16 protein-coding genes are annotated in these 15002 nt (G+C 61.0%); 8 read left to right on the top strand and 8 right to left on the bottom strand.

Annotated features, from left to right (window positions below; genetic code table 11):
- Nucleotides 1–77: 77 nt before the first annotated feature.
- The 4 genes from ampC to cuyB all read right to left on the bottom strand — a co-directional run bounded on the left by ampC (nucleotide 78) and on the right by cuyB (nucleotide 3823).
- Nucleotides 78–1262, bottom strand: a complete 1185-nt coding sequence (ampC, locus tag AC1RN6_RS20495) for a class C beta-lactamase (RefSeq protein WP_493007278.1) — start codon at nucleotides 1260–1262, stop codon at nucleotides 78–80.
- A gap of 71 nt (nucleotides 1263–1333) precedes the next feature.
- Nucleotides 1334–1756: a cupin domain-containing protein gene (locus AC1RN6_RS20490; RefSeq protein ID WP_493007277.1), complete on the bottom strand. Its 423-nt coding sequence runs from the start codon at nucleotides 1754–1756 to the stop codon at nucleotides 1334–1336.
- 313 nt (nucleotides 1757–2069) lie between these two features.
- A complete protein-coding gene (locus AC1RN6_RS20485) occupies nucleotides 2070–2327 on the bottom strand; it encodes a hypothetical protein (protein WP_493007276.1) in 258 nt (85 codons plus the stop codon).
- The gene (gene cuyB / locus AC1RN6_RS20480) at nucleotides 2324–3823 is read right to left on the bottom strand and encodes a cysteate racemase (protein WP_493007275.1); all 1500 of its coding nucleotides are present in this window, start codon (nucleotides 3821–3823) and stop codon (nucleotides 2324–2326) included. Before cuyB ends, AC1RN6_RS20485 begins: the two co-directional genes overlap by 4 nt.
- Nucleotides 3824–4043: 220 nt before the next feature.
- Here cuyB and AC1RN6_RS20475 point away from each other — a divergent pair, with 220 nt between their 5' ends.
- From AC1RN6_RS20475 to AC1RN6_RS20460, 4 genes are all read left to right on the top strand, one after another.
- Entirely contained in the window at nucleotides 4044–4982 is a 939-nt protein-coding gene (locus tag AC1RN6_RS20475; RefSeq protein WP_493007274.1) for a LysR substrate-binding domain-containing protein, read from the top strand.
- A gap of 212 nt (nucleotides 4983–5194) precedes the next feature.
- The gene (locus AC1RN6_RS20470; protein ID WP_493007273.1) at nucleotides 5195–6733 is read left to right on the top strand and encodes a methyl-accepting chemotaxis protein; all 1539 of its coding nucleotides are present in this window, start codon (nucleotides 5195–5197) and stop codon (nucleotides 6731–6733) included.
- Between the two features lie 297 nt (nucleotides 6734–7030).
- Nucleotides 7031–8230 carry a threonine ammonia-lyase gene (locus AC1RN6_RS20465; RefSeq protein WP_493007272.1) on the top strand — a complete coding sequence of 400 codons (1200 nt, stop codon included), beginning with the start codon at nucleotides 7031–7033 and terminating at the stop codon, nucleotides 8228–8230.
- 160 nt (nucleotides 8231–8390) lie between these two features.
- Nucleotides 8391–10247 (top strand): peptide transporter, encoded by a 1857-nt coding sequence (locus AC1RN6_RS20460; RefSeq protein WP_493007270.1) that lies wholly within the window; start codon nucleotides 8391–8393, stop codon nucleotides 10245–10247.
- Between the two features lie 24 nt (nucleotides 10248–10271).
- On the opposite strand, the gene AC1RN6_RS20455 is transcribed toward AC1RN6_RS20460, so the two are convergent.
- On the bottom strand, nucleotides 10272–11387 hold the full coding sequence (locus AC1RN6_RS20455; protein ID WP_493007269.1) for a GGDEF domain-containing protein: 1116 nt from the start codon (nucleotides 11385–11387) through the stop codon (nucleotides 10272–10274).
- Nucleotides 11388–11639: 252 nt separating this feature from the next.
- On the bottom strand, nucleotides 11640–11981 hold the full coding sequence (locus AC1RN6_RS20450) for an antibiotic biosynthesis monooxygenase (protein ID WP_493007268.1): 342 nt from the start codon (nucleotides 11979–11981) through the stop codon (nucleotides 11640–11642).
- A gap of 75 nt (nucleotides 11982–12056) precedes the next feature.
- Here AC1RN6_RS20450 and soxR point away from each other — a divergent pair, with 75 nt between their 5' ends.
- The 4 genes from soxR to AC1RN6_RS20430 all read left to right on the top strand — a co-directional run bounded on the left by soxR (nucleotide 12057) and on the right by AC1RN6_RS20430 (nucleotide 14012).
- Entirely contained in the window at nucleotides 12057–12536 is a 480-nt protein-coding gene (gene soxR / locus AC1RN6_RS20445; RefSeq protein ID WP_493007267.1) for a redox-sensitive transcriptional activator SoxR, read from the top strand.
- A 72-nt stretch (nucleotides 12537–12608) separates the two neighbouring features.
- Entirely contained in the window at nucleotides 12609–13172 is a 564-nt protein-coding gene (locus AC1RN6_RS20440) for an RNA polymerase sigma factor (protein WP_493007266.1), read from the top strand.
- A 114-nt stretch (nucleotides 13173–13286) separates the two neighbouring features.
- The gene (locus AC1RN6_RS20435; protein WP_493007265.1) at nucleotides 13287–13670 is read left to right on the top strand and encodes a hypothetical protein; all 384 of its coding nucleotides are present in this window, start codon (nucleotides 13287–13289) and stop codon (nucleotides 13668–13670) included.
- 42 nt (nucleotides 13671–13712) lie between these two features.
- Nucleotides 13713–14012 carry a 4Fe-4S dicluster domain-containing protein gene (locus AC1RN6_RS20430; RefSeq protein WP_493007264.1) on the top strand — a complete coding sequence of 100 codons (300 nt, stop codon included), beginning with the start codon at nucleotides 13713–13715 and terminating at the stop codon, nucleotides 14010–14012.
- Between the two features lie 56 nt (nucleotides 14013–14068).
- Here AC1RN6_RS20430 and AC1RN6_RS20425 read toward each other — a convergent pair whose 3' ends face one another.
- Together AC1RN6_RS20425 and AC1RN6_RS20420 are read right to left on the bottom strand one after the other, a co-directional pair.
- Entirely contained in the window at nucleotides 14069–14311 is a 243-nt protein-coding gene (locus tag AC1RN6_RS20425) for a hypothetical protein (protein WP_493007263.1), read from the bottom strand.
- A gap of 206 nt (nucleotides 14312–14517) precedes the next feature.
- Nucleotides 14518–14718 (bottom strand): hypothetical protein, encoded by a 201-nt coding sequence (locus tag AC1RN6_RS20420; RefSeq protein WP_493007262.1) that lies wholly within the window; start codon nucleotides 14716–14718, stop codon nucleotides 14518–14520.
- Nucleotides 14719–15002: the final 284 nt, after the last annotated feature.

Below are 15002 nucleotides of genomic sequence, written 5' to 3'. Positions count from 1 at the left end.
AAGAGGCCATCCCCGATTCGGGATGGCCGGAGGCGGCGTTGAGGTGCTGGAAAAAACCGCAGGATCACCCCACCACATCAGGGACGCGCTGCACCTTGCCCGTCGAGCGCCTTCAATATGCGATACGCCGCAGTGACCCGCTGATCGTTGGGATAATTTCTGTTCGCCAGCATCACGATGCCGATTTTCTTTGCCGGCGCATAGAGCGCGTAAGCGCCGAAACCGCCGGTCGATCCGGTTTTATTGAGCAAGACGGCGGCCTGCGGCGGCAAAGGAGGGTTCAGCCGGGTTGCCGCGGCACCCTGGTAAACCATCTTGTCGGAATTTCCCGCCAACAGCCGCTCCAGCGGTGAGCTGTCGGGATACTGCTCCCAGATCAGATCCTGCGTAATGTCGCCCGCCTTGAAATAGCCGGTGTGCGTATCGGTGACCGCTTTCTGCAACTTCCCATCCAGTTCGACGAGGCCCATGTTGGCGTTGATGAAACGGATCAGATCCTGCGTATTGGTCTTTACGCCATAGGCTTCGTCGGCCAGCATGCCCGGATTCACGCGCACCGGCGCGTCGGCTTTGTTATAGCCCTGCGCGTAGTTTTTCATCTGCTCAGACGGCACATTGATATAGCTGTGCGTCATCCCGAGCCGCGGAAACAGCGTCTTCTCCATCGCGTCTGCAAAAGACGTCCGCATGCTGTTGGCGGTGACCACACCAAGCAGGCCGATTCCCGGATTGGAGTAAGTCCGGTACGTGCCGGCGGCGTGCTTCGGCTTCCAGTTCTTGTAGTAATCCATGAGCTGCTCCCGGTTCGTCACCTCATCCGGAAGCTGCAGCGGGAAGTTGCCGGCAGTATGCGTGCCGAGATTCATCAGACTGACGTTGTCGAAAGGAGTACCGCTCAGAGAGGGCAGATGCCGGCTGACGCTGTCCGACAGCGAGAGCTGACCGTTAACCTGCGCATACGACGCCAGCGTCGCGGTCAGGGTCTTGCTCAGGGAACCGATCTCGAACAGGGTGGCATTGGTAACAGGCCGGCCGCTCGCCTTGGACGCCACGCCATAGTTGTAGAAATAGTTTTTGCCATCGACGGAGACGGCGACCGCCATGCCGGAAATGCCGTATTTCTGCATCAGGGGCTGGATGGCGGCATCCACCGTACTCTGGATTGCCGGTTGAGGGGCGTTGCTGCCGGCATAGCTGCTGCAGCCGGTAAAAAGAGAGAGCGCCGATACCGCGCAGAGGGTTTTGACGATCTGTTGATACATACTTGAATACCTCGATTCAGATAAGGTGGAATTGAGAAAAATCTCCTCGCTGCACATGTCCTGCAAAGCGCTCAATTCCGGGGGACGGGAATGTTGAATGTCTTGCCGGGCACATGCGCCCACGCGGCAATCACCTTCGCGCCTGCCGGACCAGCCTTGGCGACGTGAACCACGCCCTCCGGCATCTGATAGCTGTCGCCTGCGCGAATATGCCGTCCAGGTTTGCCGTCCATTTCCAGGATGATTTCTCCTTCCAGCACGTAGCAGACTTCCGGACCGGTTGCCTTGTGGCGCGGCTTCTCGGCATTCGGCGGAAACTCGGCAATCCCCATCCCCATCTCACGCTTCGTTCCCGGAATGGCGACCCGCTCGATGACGCGCGTCTCTTTGCTGTCTGGCGCTTTGATGGCGCTGCTCGCCAGCTTCTCAGCCGATGCCGGTGAGACGGCAAGAACAGCCGTGGAAAAAATAAAAATCAAGAGGCAGGTTTTCACGATTGTTCCTTGCTGAGAACTGAAGAGTGGTTTGGGAGAATGGAATGACGACACAGAGTTGTCTCCGTGCGAAATGACAAGCCGTCAAATACCAGCGGTCAGTTTCCGCATGTGCCAATGTTTTCGCACATAAGAAAAACTCGGCGTGCGATATGAAGCAGGCCGTAATATCCCACCTCTGCCTTCTCTCTACAATCGATAATAATTGAAGCGAGCACAAAGAAAATCTGATGCCTGAGTCATGTCGAAGGCATCAGAATTTATGTTGATTCAGGCGATGAAAAGAGGTTGCTTCTGGTTTGCCGAAGCGCATTCAACCAGCCGGGGAAGCCGCCTTCTTGCGTGCCAGTGCTTGCGTCGTGGCGTACCGCCATCGCCAGCGAGAGTACATGCGGTTGAACAAGCGCTCATGCTCCTGCGCCTCTGCATCATCGAGCAGCCCGGCTTGCGACAGTGTGCGATAGCGGGCGATGACCGGATCGGCATAGCCGTCACGGGCACAGCGTTTCAGTTCGCCGGCCAGGAACTGCCGGAATGGAATTGCACCGCGGCGCATGGCGATGCGTTTCACGCCGTCTTGCGGGCAATCGGGCTGGCGAGTGCCACGCATTTGCGCGCGAGTATTTCGGTGGGATCGAGTACCGGCACCTTCTTGCCGCCGGCCTCGAACTTCTCATCCTGCGCGATCAGCAGCGGCAGCTCGGTGCAGCCGAGTACGATGACGTCGGCGCCGTTGGCGACCAGATAGGCAATCGCGCGTTTGAGCCTGGCGCGCACCTCGTCGTTGATGAAGCCGGCCTTGACGCCTTGCGCGCCGTAGATGACGTCCATGACGATAGCCTGATGTTCGGCGTCGGGCACGATCATGCTGAATTTGTTGTGCCCATTGCTACGCGCGTTGTTCTGATCGAGGGTCTGCTGATAGACGCGGCTGGCGATGGTGCCGGAAGTCGCCAGCAGGCCGATGCAGCTTTTGTCGCCGTGGCGCTTCTCGATGTAGCTGACGGTTTCGCTGAGCATGTTGACGATCGGGATCGACAAGTACGCCTGGATGCGTTCGACGAAAGCGTGCGCGGTGTTGCAGGGAATCGCGATCATGTCGGCGTTGTCGTTTTCCAGACGCTTGCAGGCGGCGTAGATGGCGACAGTCGGGTCGGCGCCTTCGGCGATCAGGTTTTCGGTGCGGTCGGGGATCTTGGGGTTGTGCTCAACCACCAGTTTGATGTGGTCCTGGTCGCGCGTGGCCGGAGTATTTTTGATGACCTTTTCGATGAAGTCGACCGTAGCCGCCGGGCCGACGCCGCCGACCACGCCGATCTTGAACGAGCGGCCGATCTGTCCGGCCTGAAAGCTCAATGCCGATTCCGCATAGATCTGATTGGTGTCGATGATGGGAATGCCGCGCGCGCTGAGCGCTTCGGCCACGGTCGAGATTTCGGTCATGCCGGGCACGATCACCTGCGCGCCCTGATCGAGCAGATCCTTGCAGGCACGGTACAGCAGGTCGATCGATTCGCCGTCGAGGTAGCCGTTCTTGATGCCGGTGGTGCCATAGACCGCGCGCATCAGGCAGGCGTGCTGGATGGCCGCGGCGGGGTAGAGCAATTGCACGTCGTCGCCGCCGAAATGCTTCTCGAACAAACCCTTCTTGCGCACATAGCTGGAAGTGAGGATGCCGATCTTTTGCAGCTTGGGCAGGCGTTGCGCAAGATGGCGGCGGATGGCGGCGACCATGTCGATCACCGGGATGCTGATCTCGGCCTGCACCTCGTCGAGAAAGGTGTGGCTGATGAAGCAAGGCAGCAGCACGGCGCTGCTTTTACGCTCCTCGAACTCGCGCAGCATATCGAAGACGTAGAGCTTGCGCGCATTGGTCTGGGCGTTCTCCGCGCCGGCCATGTCGATGTCGTCGAAGGCCTGCTGGCCGAACTGGACCTTGATACGCTCCTGCGGCCCGGCCTTGGCGGCGACCTTGGTCATTTTGGCGTAGAGGTCGGCGCTGCCGATGGCGCCGAGACCGCCGATGACGCCGACCGACATGGCACGCTGGATTTTTTCGACTTTCATGATGGCTGTTCCGCAGATCCTGAGATGTTGTTCTATGTGCTGAGGATAATCGTTACGCAAGACGACGCTATGCAAAGTAGTACGGTGGTTATGTCGCTGCTGCATAGTTTGTGGAAAAGACCGCTGAGCGGGACTTTTCACGCCCGGCGCTTGCTGTTATAGATGCGCTATTGCGTTGCATCCCGGCGCGCACCTCAGACTCGCAGCAAAAGGAAAGCAGATGGACATCAAGTGGATCGAGGACTTCCTCAGCCTGGCGGCGACGCGCAACTTCTCGCGCTCGGCGGATCACCGCAACGTCACCCAGCCCGCCTTCAGCCGCCGCATCCGCGCGCTGGAAGCCTGGATCGGCGCCGAACTGGTGGACCGCAGCACCTATCCGCTGACGCTCACGGTGGCCGGCAAACTGTTCAACGACGCCGCCTCGGAAGCGATCAAGCTGCTCACCGATGCGCGCAACCAGTTGCGCAGCGAACACACCGCACACAACATGCTGCGCGTGACCGCCGGACATTCGCTGGCGCTGAGCTTCTTTCCCGAATGGCTGGACAAGCTCAACGGCGCCGCCAACGACAAGACCGGCATCAGCGCGCGCATTACCGCCACCAACATCCACGACTCGGTGCTGGCGCTGACCGAAGGCGAATGCGATCTGTTGTTGTGTTTTTATCATCCCCAGCTGCCCATTCTGCTCAACCCGGACCAGTATGAATATGTGACGGTCGGCAGCGAGCGCGTGATACCGGTGTCGGCGGCGGACAAGAGCGGCGCGCCGCTGTTTCGCTTGCCCGGCAGCAAGAGCAAGCCGACCCGGCTGCTGGCTTACCCGGCGGCATCCTTCCTCGGCCGGGTGATGGAACTGATCCTGGCCAATGCGCCGCAAGCGCCGGGCCTGCTGACCAGCTACGAATCCGACATGGCGGAGTTGCTCAAACGCATGACGCTCAACGGCCACGGCCTGGCCTGGCTGCCGCAGCGCTCGGTAGCGGACGAACTGGATGAGGGCAAGCTGGTGTCCGCCGGCGGCAACGCCTGGTCGCTGGAGCTGGAAATCCGGGTATTCCGCTCACTGCAAAACAAGCGGCCGGCGCTGACCAGATTGTGGGAGACGCTGCTCTCCGTGCCTGCGCCCGCCGCACCAAAACCGCCCACATCCTGACGCTTTCGCCGACGCTGCACAGAACATTCAAACGACCCGTGCTTTTTCCTCAAGTCCGGCATTAACCTATCCGTTAATGCAAAGATGCGCATCGGTTCGCTCCCGATCTGCCCGCCATTTTCCGCGCCCGGCCACAAGCCGTCCGCAACCCGCAAGCAAACAGCCGGTGGCAGGCAAAGCGGCGAACTGCGCCCAACATGAGGGATAGGACAATGAAAAATCTAAAGATTGGTACGCGGCTAGGCATCGCATTTGCAGCACTGCTCATATTGATGAGCGTCATCACCGGCATCGGCGTCTGGCGCCTGCAGTCGGTCGGCAGTCTGACCGATTACATGGTCAACAACGCCCTGGCCAAGGAACGCCTGGTCAATGCCTTCTACAAGTCGATCGAACTCAACGTCGGCCGCATCGTCGCCGCCGCCAAGAACGCCGATCCGGTGCAACAGAAGTTCTACAAGGATCAGATCGTCGCCACGATTGCGCGCAACAACGGCTACGTCAAACAGATGGAAGAGCTGATCCAGGATCCTGAAGGCAAGGCGCTCCTCAACGAGATCAATGAACACCGGAAAGTAGTGATCGCCGACAACACTGCGGTCTTCAAGGAAAAAGACGCCGGCAATGAAGACGGCGCACGCAAGATCGTGGAAGAAAAGCTGATGCCGGACAGCCAGCGCTACCTGGCCGCGATTGAAAAGCTCTCGACTCGCCAGAGCGACGCCATTACCGAACTGACGACTCAGGTCGACGGCGTGTTCCGCACGGCGCGCACGCTGATGATCGCCCTCGGCGTCATCGCACTGATCGGCGGCATTGCGCTGGCGATTTTCATCACCCGCTCGATCACCCGGCCGCTGGTCAAGGCAGTCGATGTCGCCAGCCGCGTGGCGCAGGGCGACCTCGGCACCCAGATCAAGGTCGAATCGCGCGATGAAACCGGCCAGCTGATGGCCGCGCTCAAGGGCATGAACGACAACCTGGTCAATATCGTCGGCCAGGTGCGTACCGGCACCGACACCATCGCCACCGCCTCGGCCGAAATCGCCAACGGCAACCTCGACCTGTCCTCGCGCACCGAGCAACAAGCCGGCTCGCTGGAAGAAACCGCCGCCGCCATGGAGCAGCTGACCTCCACCGTCAAGCAAAACGCCGAAAACGCCCGCCAGGCCAACCAGCTGGCGGCATCCGCCTCCGAAGTCGCGACCCAGGGCGGCGCCGTGGTCGGCCAGGTGATCGACACCATGGGCTCGATCAACGATTCGTCCAAGAAAATCGTCGACATCATCAGCGTGATTGACGGCATCGCCTTCCAGACCAACATTCTGGCGCTGAATGCCGCGGTGGAAGCCGCCCGCGCCGGCGAACAGGGCCGCGGCTTTGCGGTGGTGGCCTCGGAAGTGCGCAGCCTGGCGCAACGCTCGGCCTCCGCCGCCAAGGAAATCAAGGAACTGATTACCGACTCTGTGCAGAAAGTCGACAGCGGCAGCAAGCTGGTTGAAAACGCCGGTGCGACCATGGGTGAAGTGGTCGCCAGCGTCAAGCGCGTGACCGACATCGTGGCTGAAATCAGCGCCGCCAGCACCGAGCAGAGCACCGGCATCGAAGAAGTCAACCGCGCTATCGTGCTGATGGACGAAAGCACGCAGCAGAACGCGGCGCTGGTTGAGGAAGCCGCCGCCGCCGCGCGCGCCATGCAGGATCAGGCCGCCAACCTGGCGCAGATCGTCGGCATCTTCAAACTGCGCTGAGCCTCACGAAGGCCGGGTTAAGCCCATAGAGCAGTCGTCCTGACGAAAGTCAGGACCCGGTGTCGTATCGGCCGTCTTTACGGCACCGGGTCCCGGCGTCCGCTGGGACGACCGGGATAGAGAAACAGGTTTGACCGGACGACGTGCAGTAGCTGACATGCCAATCCTCCACTCTCCAAATCCCTCTGCGGCTGCGGAAAATACGTAGTACAAGCCGCGCAAATACATTTCCGCAGCCGCCGTCTCTCTGGCTACAATGTCTGCTCCCTGTTTTTGTGCAGACTTTGAGCGGACCGTATGACCACCATCGAAGATATCCAGCGCGCTGCCGTGCGACTGCAAGGCCAGATCCTCAACACGCCGTGCGTGGAATCGCGCACGCTGTCCGATATTGTCGGCGCCCAGGTTTTCCTCAAGTTCGAAAACCTGCAATTCACTTCATCCTTCAAAGAGCGCGGCGCCTGCAACAAGATGACCGACCTCGCCGCCAACGGCACGCGCGGCGTCATCGCGATGTCGGCGGGCAACCATGCGCAGGGCGTCGCCTATCACGCACAGCGCCTCGGCCTGCACGCGCTGATCGTGATGCCGCGCTTCACGCCGGGCGTCAAGATCGAACGCACGCGCGGTTTCGGTGCCGAGGTGGTGCTGCACGGCGACACGCTGGAAGAAGCCCGCGCGCACGCTTTCGCCCTGGCGCAGGAACGCGGCCTGACCTTCGTCCATCCTTTCGACGATGAAGCCATCATCGCCGGCCAGGGCACGATCGCGCTGGAAATGCTGGACGCCGTCCCCGACCTCGACATGCTGGTGGTCGCCATCGGCGGCGGCGGCTTGCTGGCCGGCATGGCGGTTGCAGCCCGTGCGCGCAAACCCGATATCGACATCGTCGGCGTGCAGGCCAAACGCTTCCCGTCGATGGTCAACGCCATCCAGGGCACCACGCACGCGCTCGGCAGCAGCACCATCGCCGAAGGGATCGCCGTCGGCACGCCGGGCGTGCTGACCCGCGAAATCATCGCGCGCGAAGTCAACGATCTGCTGCTGGTCGACGAAGGCGACATCGAACAGGCCGTGCTGATGCTGCTGGAAATCGAAAAGACCCTGGTCGAAGGCGCCGGCGCCGCCGGTCTGGCGGCGATGATCCGCCATCCGGAACGCTTCCGCGGCAAGCGCGTGGGCATGGTGCTGTCGGGCGGCAATATCGATCCGCTGCTGCTGGCCGCCATCATCGAACGCGGCATGGTGCGTGCGGGACGTCTGGCGCGCGTGCGCGTGTCCGCGCGCGATGTGCCGGGCGTGCTGGCGCGCATCACCGCCACCGTCGCCGAAGCCGGCGCCAATGTCGATGAAGTGCATCACCAGCGCGCCTTCACCATGCTGGCGGCGCAGAACGTCGACATCGAGCTGGTGTTGCAGACGCGCGGCCGCGAGCATCTGGCGCAGGTGTTGAATGCGCTGCGTGAAGCCGGATTCGAAGCGGAAGAACAGCACTAAGAACAGCGCAGGGAACGATATTGACTGTCGTCCCAGCGCACGCTGGGACGCAGTGACTGGGTCCTGACCTTCGTCAGGATGACGGCAAGGCAAGGTTTTCAGAGAAGCCGCAGAGCTTCACGCTTGACTGTATTAATTGAACGCCATTGAGGGAAGAGACATGGGTTTTTCGCTGGAGAATTTTGAATACTTGGCCTATTCGCGCCAGCATGAAGCCGCTGCGCGCGAGCTGATGGATTTGCTGTCGGGACTGGACAGCAACTACGGCCTGCCGGGTGAAAATTTCAGCGCCAGGCCGCTCAGCAGCGTCTTGCCCAACGAGTTGAACGACCACGTCGTCACGCGCATCGCCGCGGCGATCTCCTGCCTGTTTGCCGACAGCGAGTTCCAGTTTTCCCAGATCGGTTTCGGCCAGATGATACTGATGCATCGCTGGCTGTCCGGCCTGTTCGCCGCCAGTCCTTTCCGCAATGCCGACCATGTGGTGCGCGCCTGGAATATCCGCGGCAAGGGCAACCTGCGCGAAGTCGAAATCGGCAACCGCGACCTCATCAAATTCTGTCTGCTGTATTCGCCCGAGTCCGAAATCCCGATGGATCTCGACGCCTTCTGGGCGCACGACAAGGTGCTGGTCGCCAACCTGTGCCTGGCGCTGTTGTCGCCGCGCCTGCTGGCCACGCCGGTGGCGTATGAAAAGCGCGAGCAGATTCTGCCGTGGCTGTCGCGGCGGCTGGAGCAGATCGACGACCTGGCGCAGCTGCCGGCCGGCATCCTGCATGACGTCTACATGCACTGCAGCTATGCGCGCCGCGCCGACAAGCACGACATCAAGAAGCCGATCAATGCGCTGCTCAGGCGCAGCATCGCCGCGGCGGGACTGACGCCGTTGAACACGCCGGTGCAGACCGGCGGCAAGGACAAGCCGGTGCTGCTGGTGGTGGTTGAATGGTTCAGCGCGGCGCACTCCATCTATCGCACCCACTCGCGCACGCTGGAAGCAGCGCGTGAATTGTTCCACGTCGTCGGCATGGGCTACGGCAAGACCGTGGACGATGCCGGCCGTGCGGTGTTCGATGAATTCATCGAGATCGGCGCCGGCGAGATCCAGCAGCAGCTGGCGCAGATCCGCGGTGTGGCGCAGGCGAAATCGGCGCAGATTCTGTACATGCCGAGCGTGGGCATGTTTGCGCTGACGATGTTCCTCAGCAACCTGCGCATCGCACCGGTGCAGGCCATGGCGCTGGGCCATCCGGCCACCTCGCATTCGCCGGAGATGGATTACGTGGTGGTGGAAGACGACTATGTCGGCGACCCGGCCTGCTTCAGCGAGCAGCTGCTGCGCCTGCCCAGCGACGGCATGCCTTACCGCGCCTCGGCACTGGCGAACGAACTCAATCTGCCCGGACACATCCGCGAAGAACCGGAAGTGGTGCAGATCGTGGTGGCGTCGACGACGATGAAACTCAATCCGGATTTTCTGCTGGCCTGCCAGCGCATCCTGCGCGAAGCGAAGAGCAAGATTCATTTTCACTTCCTGATCGGGCAGGCGCAGGGCATGCTGATCTATCCGCAGGTCAAGCGCGTGATCGGCCAGTTCCTCGGCGACGCCGCGACGGTGTATCCGCATCAGCATTACAGCGCCTACATGGAGGTGATCGCGGGTTGCGACATGTTCATCAATCCTTTCCCGTTCGGCAATACCAACGGCATCATCGACACCGTCAGCGCCGGTCTGGTCGGCGTGTGCAAGACCGGGCCCGAGGTGCATGAGCACATCGACGAAGGCCTGTTCGGACGATTGAAGTTTCCGCAGTGGCTGGTGACGCCGGCAGTGGACGACTACGTGAAGGCGACCATCAGGCTGGCCGACGATCATGCGCTGCGCAATCAGTTGCGGCGCGAGTTGACCGGCGTCGATGCGGTACAGACCATCTTCCAGGGACGGCCGGAAATCATGGGGCAGATGTTGCTGGAGGCGCTGAAGTTGAAGTCGCCGTCGACGTCGAAGGCGCCCTGAAGCCGGGGCGTTTGGGCGTGTATGTCAGTCGCGCATTTCCGCTTCGCGGCGGCTGCGCTTGCACAGATACATGGCCTGATCGGCGCGCGCCAGCAGCGTGGCGAAATCGCAGGCTTCTTCCGGCTCCAGCGTCGCGATGCCGACGCTGACGGTCACCATGCAGTTCGGCCACTGCGCCGTCGTCAGCATGGTCTGAATCCGATCAACCACCAGTTGCGCGCCCGCTTGCGGCGTATTGGGCAGGATGATGGAAAACTCGTCGCCGCCGTAGCGTGCCACGAAGTCGCTGGCGCGCAGCGGCATGCGCAGCAACTCGCACAGCAGATTGAGAATCACGTCGCCGGCCGGATGGCCGTAAGCGTCGTTGTATTGCTTGAACTTATCGACATCGATCATCAGCAGCGACAAGGCGGCGCCGCTGCGGAGATGGCGCGACCATTCTTCATGCAGGCGGCGATCAAACCCGCGGCGGTTGCCGACGCCGGTCAGCGCATCGGTAAGCGTCTGGCGCTGCAGCTGCTGCATGTCGCGATGCATCTCCAACTGTTCCATGAACTGTTGCGCCAGCAGACGCAGGCCGTCGCGCTGATGCGGCGTCAGGCGGCGCGGCACGCGGTCGAGCACGCACAGCGTGCCGATCAGTTCGCCATGCTGGTCGCCGAGTGGAATCGCTGCGTAGAAGCGCGCCTCGGGCACGATCTTGCGCAGCTCCAGATCGGCGCAACGGCTGTCGAGGTTGAGGTCGCCGATCTCGGTAATGCGGTCGGGTGTGGTGACGGCGGTTTCGCACAGGCTGAAGTCGGCGGTGCTGCACACCACGCTCGATTGCCCTGCAAAACGCCACCATTGGCGGCGATGATCGACGCCGCTGTCGAGGGCAACGGCAGCGGTCATGGTCAAGGCGCCGCGTTCGGAGCAATCGAATTCGCCTTGCAGTTGCGAGATCATGGCGATCGGCGCATCGCACAGCAGGCCGGCCAGCGAGGTGATGTTCCACAGCAAGCGGCCCAGGCGTTCGTCCGGCTCGCTCATGGGATGGCCGGGACCGGGAAGGCGCAACGACACGGTTGCTCCCGCACCGCCGCTAAGGCCGATGCCGAAACCGTGTTTGTCGCTGACATCCTTCCGCACAACTGTCATCGTCGCTTTTTCCTGTTGTTATCCAGCTTTTGAAATGCAGCTTCCGAAATACAGCCCTGAAAAAATCGCCTTCAATCAGAGAATGTAAAACGATCCGGCGCAACTGTACATCCCCAAAGTGCGCTACCGGCAGCTTTTATAAGAAAGGCTGAATAAAAACACAACGCAATACGCTGCAAGCGTAACAACATCGACAACATTCATGGCAATCCAGACAACAATTGCGGCGCAAAGCCGCCTCCACCCGGGCTTTCAGGCTTTGCGATAAAAGCCCTGATCGGCACGGATACCGAGTTCGGCAACCATTTTTTTCGGATCGAAACCGTCTTCGGCGAAACGCTTTTGCACCTGCGCCACCGCTGCCGTCACTGCATCCGCGTCCGACCATTCGAGGAAGTTCACGACGTTGAATTCGCCATCGCCGCCGGTCTGCGTGAGGAGGTGCCGCTGCAACGATCCGGGCAGCTCGGCCAGAATCGCGTGCACATAGTGGATGCTGGCGATGAAGGCCTCCAGCGAGGCGGCAGGGACGACAAATTTGTCGACGCGGAAAACGGAGGTGGAAGCAGGCGATATGGCAGTTGCGGTGGACATGCGATGTTCTCCCTTAGAATGATGACCGTTTGCAGTCTAAAACCTCAAGTGAAGTTGAGGTCAAGAGGAGAATGCATGAACATCTTGCTTGAACAAGCGGGCATCGCGCCGATGCTGTCGGTCGGTGATGTCGCCAGGCGCAGCGGAGTCGCCGTGTCGACGCTGCACTTCTACGAATCCAGAGGCCTGATCGCCAGCACGCGCACCGACGGCAACCAGCGCCGCTATGCGCGCGAAGTCTTGCGCCGCGTCGCCTTCATCCGTGTGGCGCAACGCGTAGGCATAGCGCTGAGCGAGATCGAAGCCGCGCTCGCCACGCTGCCGGTCACCGCCGCACCGGACCGCAGCGACTGGGAACGTCTCTCCGCCGGCTGGCGCGCCGAACTGGACGAACGCATGGCGCAGCTCAGGAAATTGCGCGACACGCTCGACGACTGCATCGGCTGCGGCTGCCTGTCGATTGACCGCTGCCGTCTGCGCAATCCCTTCGACAAGCTGGCGGCACAAGGCGCCGGACCGCAGCGTTTGCTGGTGAAGCAGAAGCGCAAAGAATGACTTTCGGCAATACCGCTTTCAGATAATTTCGCCGTTCTCACAATATCCGCCGCTGTGATCCGTCTTCACAGCATGGAACCGACGATGGCTCAAAACGATAAACACATCACCGACACCGTCCTGCGCGAGCGCGTACGGCTGCGCAACTTCATTCGCACGCGGGTACCCGACCCGAGCGAGGCGGAGGACATTTTGCAGGATGTGTTTTTTGAACTGGTGGAAGCCTGCCGCCTGCCCGAGCCGATCGAACAGGTCGGCGCCTGGCTGTTTCGCGTAGCGCGCAACCGCATCATCGACCGCTTTCGCAAGAAGAAAGAACAAGCCCTGCCGGACGCCTCCGCCGATGCGGAAGAGGACGACGACGGCTGGCTGGAACAACTGCTGCCCGACACCGATGCCGGCCCGGAAGCCGCCTATGCGCGCTCCATGCTGCTGGCTGAACTGCAGGATGCACTGGAAGAGCTGCCGCCCGAACAGCGCGAAGTCTTCATCGCACATGAACTGGAACGGCGCAGCTTTAAAGAACTGGCTGCCGAAAGCGGCGTGAGCATCAACACGCTGCTGGGGCGCAAACGCTATGCGGTGCTGCATCTGCGGTCGCGCCTGCAAACCTTATATGACGAGTTCAACTTGTAGCCGCGATTTGCCATCACGATCCGAATTCCCGATCCGTGATTCACGATCTGAGACTGCAGCTTGAATTCCATCTTTAACCTGACTCATCTATCGCTTATCTGTAAGGAGGAAAAAATGAACGGCCCCATGCATTGCAAACGAAAATTCTGGAAGATCCTGGTCTTCATCATCGCCGGCGTCGCCGCACTCGGCTTTGTCGTCATGTCGCTGTGGAACTGGCTGATGCCGTCCCTGTTCGCCGGCGCGCACCAGATCGACTATTTGCATGCGCTGGGATTGTTCGTGCTGTGCAAGATCCTGTTCGGCGGCTTCCGCGGCCGTGGCGGTTGCCATGATCGCCGTCATCGCTGGGAGCAGATGAGCGAAGAAGAACGTCAGAAATTCAAGGAAGGGATGCGCGGCTTTGGCAGATTCCGCGGCGGCTGGCATCGCGGCGACGCCGAAAGCAATAGCGGCAAAGACATCAAAGAACCGCCCCAGACACCTGGCAGCGTCTAAGCCACCTACATCAGATCCAAGCCGGCCGGCGGAAAGAACACCATGAACAAGAACTCAACGACCGGCTGCAAGCAGCCTCCCGGCGTCATTGTGCCGGTGGTCAATTTAAAGCGGTGCGAAGGGAAGGGCGATTGTCTCGACGTTTGTCCGGAGAACGTCTTCACGATTCGCCGTATCGATGATGCGGACTATGCGCCGCTCGGTCTGCTCAACAAACTGAAGCTGCGCGTACACGGCATGCAAGTCGCCTACACCCCCAACGCCGACGCCTGCCGCGCTTGCGGACTGTGCGTGACAGCGTGTCCGGAGCGGGCGATTACACTGGCGCGCGCAACGGCATAGCAGCAGCTCTCGCGCTACGCGCAACATCTTCCGCAATCTCAGGCAGCGGACAAACCCTACGCGTCACCGATGGAAATCTGCGGTTCTTCCTTATGCTTTTCCAGCTTGCCGGCCGCTTCGTCATGATGCGGCGGGCGGGTATGGTCCAGCCGAGTTTCGGTGGAGTCTTCGTATTCGTGGTCGGGATCGAAGGTCTCTTCGATGAGGGGAGGGGCAGAAGGGGCAGGAGGCGCAGAGGGTGGAACGGGTGCGATAAAGCGGAACGGGCGGATGAGGCGAGCCGGATGGTGGTTGCGCATGGTGTTCTCCTTCAGGCTTCGTGCTGCGCACCCATATAGAGGGATAGGCAGGCGCACGCATGCCGGACAGAGACCAGCTTACTCTTGTGGCTCGCGTCTGTCATATGGCATATGGCAGCGCACAGCAGGCAACACACAGCATGCTGCGTTTGCCGATGCGGCACTTGCCGGATCACTTGCCTCAGTGAAACAGGCGATCCGTGCCGTTATGGCTTGCCGACGGAGATCTGCGGCTCGTCCTTGTGCTTCTTGTCGGCTGCCGTTTTCTCATGATGCGGCGGCTTGCTGTGATCGAGTTTGGTTTCGGTGGCGTCCTCATATTCATGGTCGGGATTGGGCGGCGCGTCGTTGCGTGTGATCGCATCGGCTAGACCGGGCGCGCTGTGCGGGGCGGAACGATTAGACATGGCGTGCTCCTTCCTTGATTGAGGATTGTTGACCTGGCTGGCCGTTGAAGGCAGTCACGCCGCCGACCGGCTGTTGACGCAATCGGCGAGGCGACGCATATTACTTTAGATAAGGCGGCGTGCGGCGGGGATCGGACAGTGCCGCAAGCTGGTGTAGGAGAAGGGGCGTCGGAGCGTGTGGCTTGTGCGGACCATGAGGTCGGGTGGTAGGGGAGTCGCAGATTTATTTGACGCCGTTGACGACGCTGGGTCCCAGCGTTCGCTGGGACGACGGAAAATGAATT

The organism is Herbaspirillum sp. GW822-FHT03A08 (assembly GCF_058801885.1).
This window is presented reverse-complemented; position numbering and strand designations above follow the sequence as displayed.

Excerpts from the sequence above, each read along its gene's own strand:
- AC1RN6_RS20420 (WP_493007262.1), bottom strand. The coding sequence starts at position 14,718 with ATGTCTAATCGTTCCGCCCCGCACAGCGCGCCCGGTCTAGCCGATGCG.
- AC1RN6_RS20465 (WP_493007272.1), top strand. The coding sequence starts at position 7,031 with ATGACCACCATCGAAGATATCCAGCGCGCTGCCGTGCGACTGCAAGGC.
- AC1RN6_RS20450 (WP_493007268.1), bottom strand. The coding sequence starts at position 11,981 with ATGTCCACCGCAACTGCCATATCGCCTGCTTCCACCTCCGTTTTCCGC.
- AC1RN6_RS20430 (WP_493007264.1), top strand. The coding sequence starts at position 13,713 with ATGAACAAGAACTCAACGACCGGCTGCAAGCAGCCTCCCGGCGTCATT.
- ampC (WP_493007278.1), bottom strand. The coding sequence starts at position 1,262 with ATGTATCAACAGATCGTCAAAACCCTCTGCGCGGTATCGGCGCTCTCT.
- AC1RN6_RS20435 (WP_493007265.1), top strand. The coding sequence starts at position 13,287 with ATGAACGGCCCCATGCATTGCAAACGAAAATTCTGGAAGATCCTGGTC.
- soxR (WP_493007267.1), top strand. The coding sequence starts at position 12,057 with ATGAACATCTTGCTTGAACAAGCGGGCATCGCGCCGATGCTGTCGGTC.
- AC1RN6_RS20425 (WP_493007263.1), bottom strand. The coding sequence starts at position 14,311 with ATGCGCAACCACCATCCGGCTCGCCTCATCCGCCCGTTCCGCTTTATC.
- AC1RN6_RS20460 (WP_493007270.1), top strand. The coding sequence starts at position 8,391 with ATGGGTTTTTCGCTGGAGAATTTTGAATACTTGGCCTATTCGCGCCAG.
- cuyB (WP_493007275.1), bottom strand. The coding sequence starts at position 3,823 with ATGAAAGTCGAAAAAATCCAGCGTGCCATGTCGGTCGGCGTCATCGGC.
- AC1RN6_RS20470 (WP_493007273.1), top strand. The coding sequence starts at position 5,195 with ATGAAAAATCTAAAGATTGGTACGCGGCTAGGCATCGCATTTGCAGCA.
- AC1RN6_RS20475 (WP_493007274.1), top strand. The coding sequence starts at position 4,044 with ATGGACATCAAGTGGATCGAGGACTTCCTCAGCCTGGCGGCGACGCGC.
- AC1RN6_RS20440 (WP_493007266.1), top strand. The coding sequence starts at position 12,609 with ATGGAACCGACGATGGCTCAAAACGATAAACACATCACCGACACCGTC.
- AC1RN6_RS20455 (WP_493007269.1), bottom strand. The coding sequence starts at position 11,387 with ATGACAGTTGTGCGGAAGGATGTCAGCGACAAACACGGTTTCGGCATC.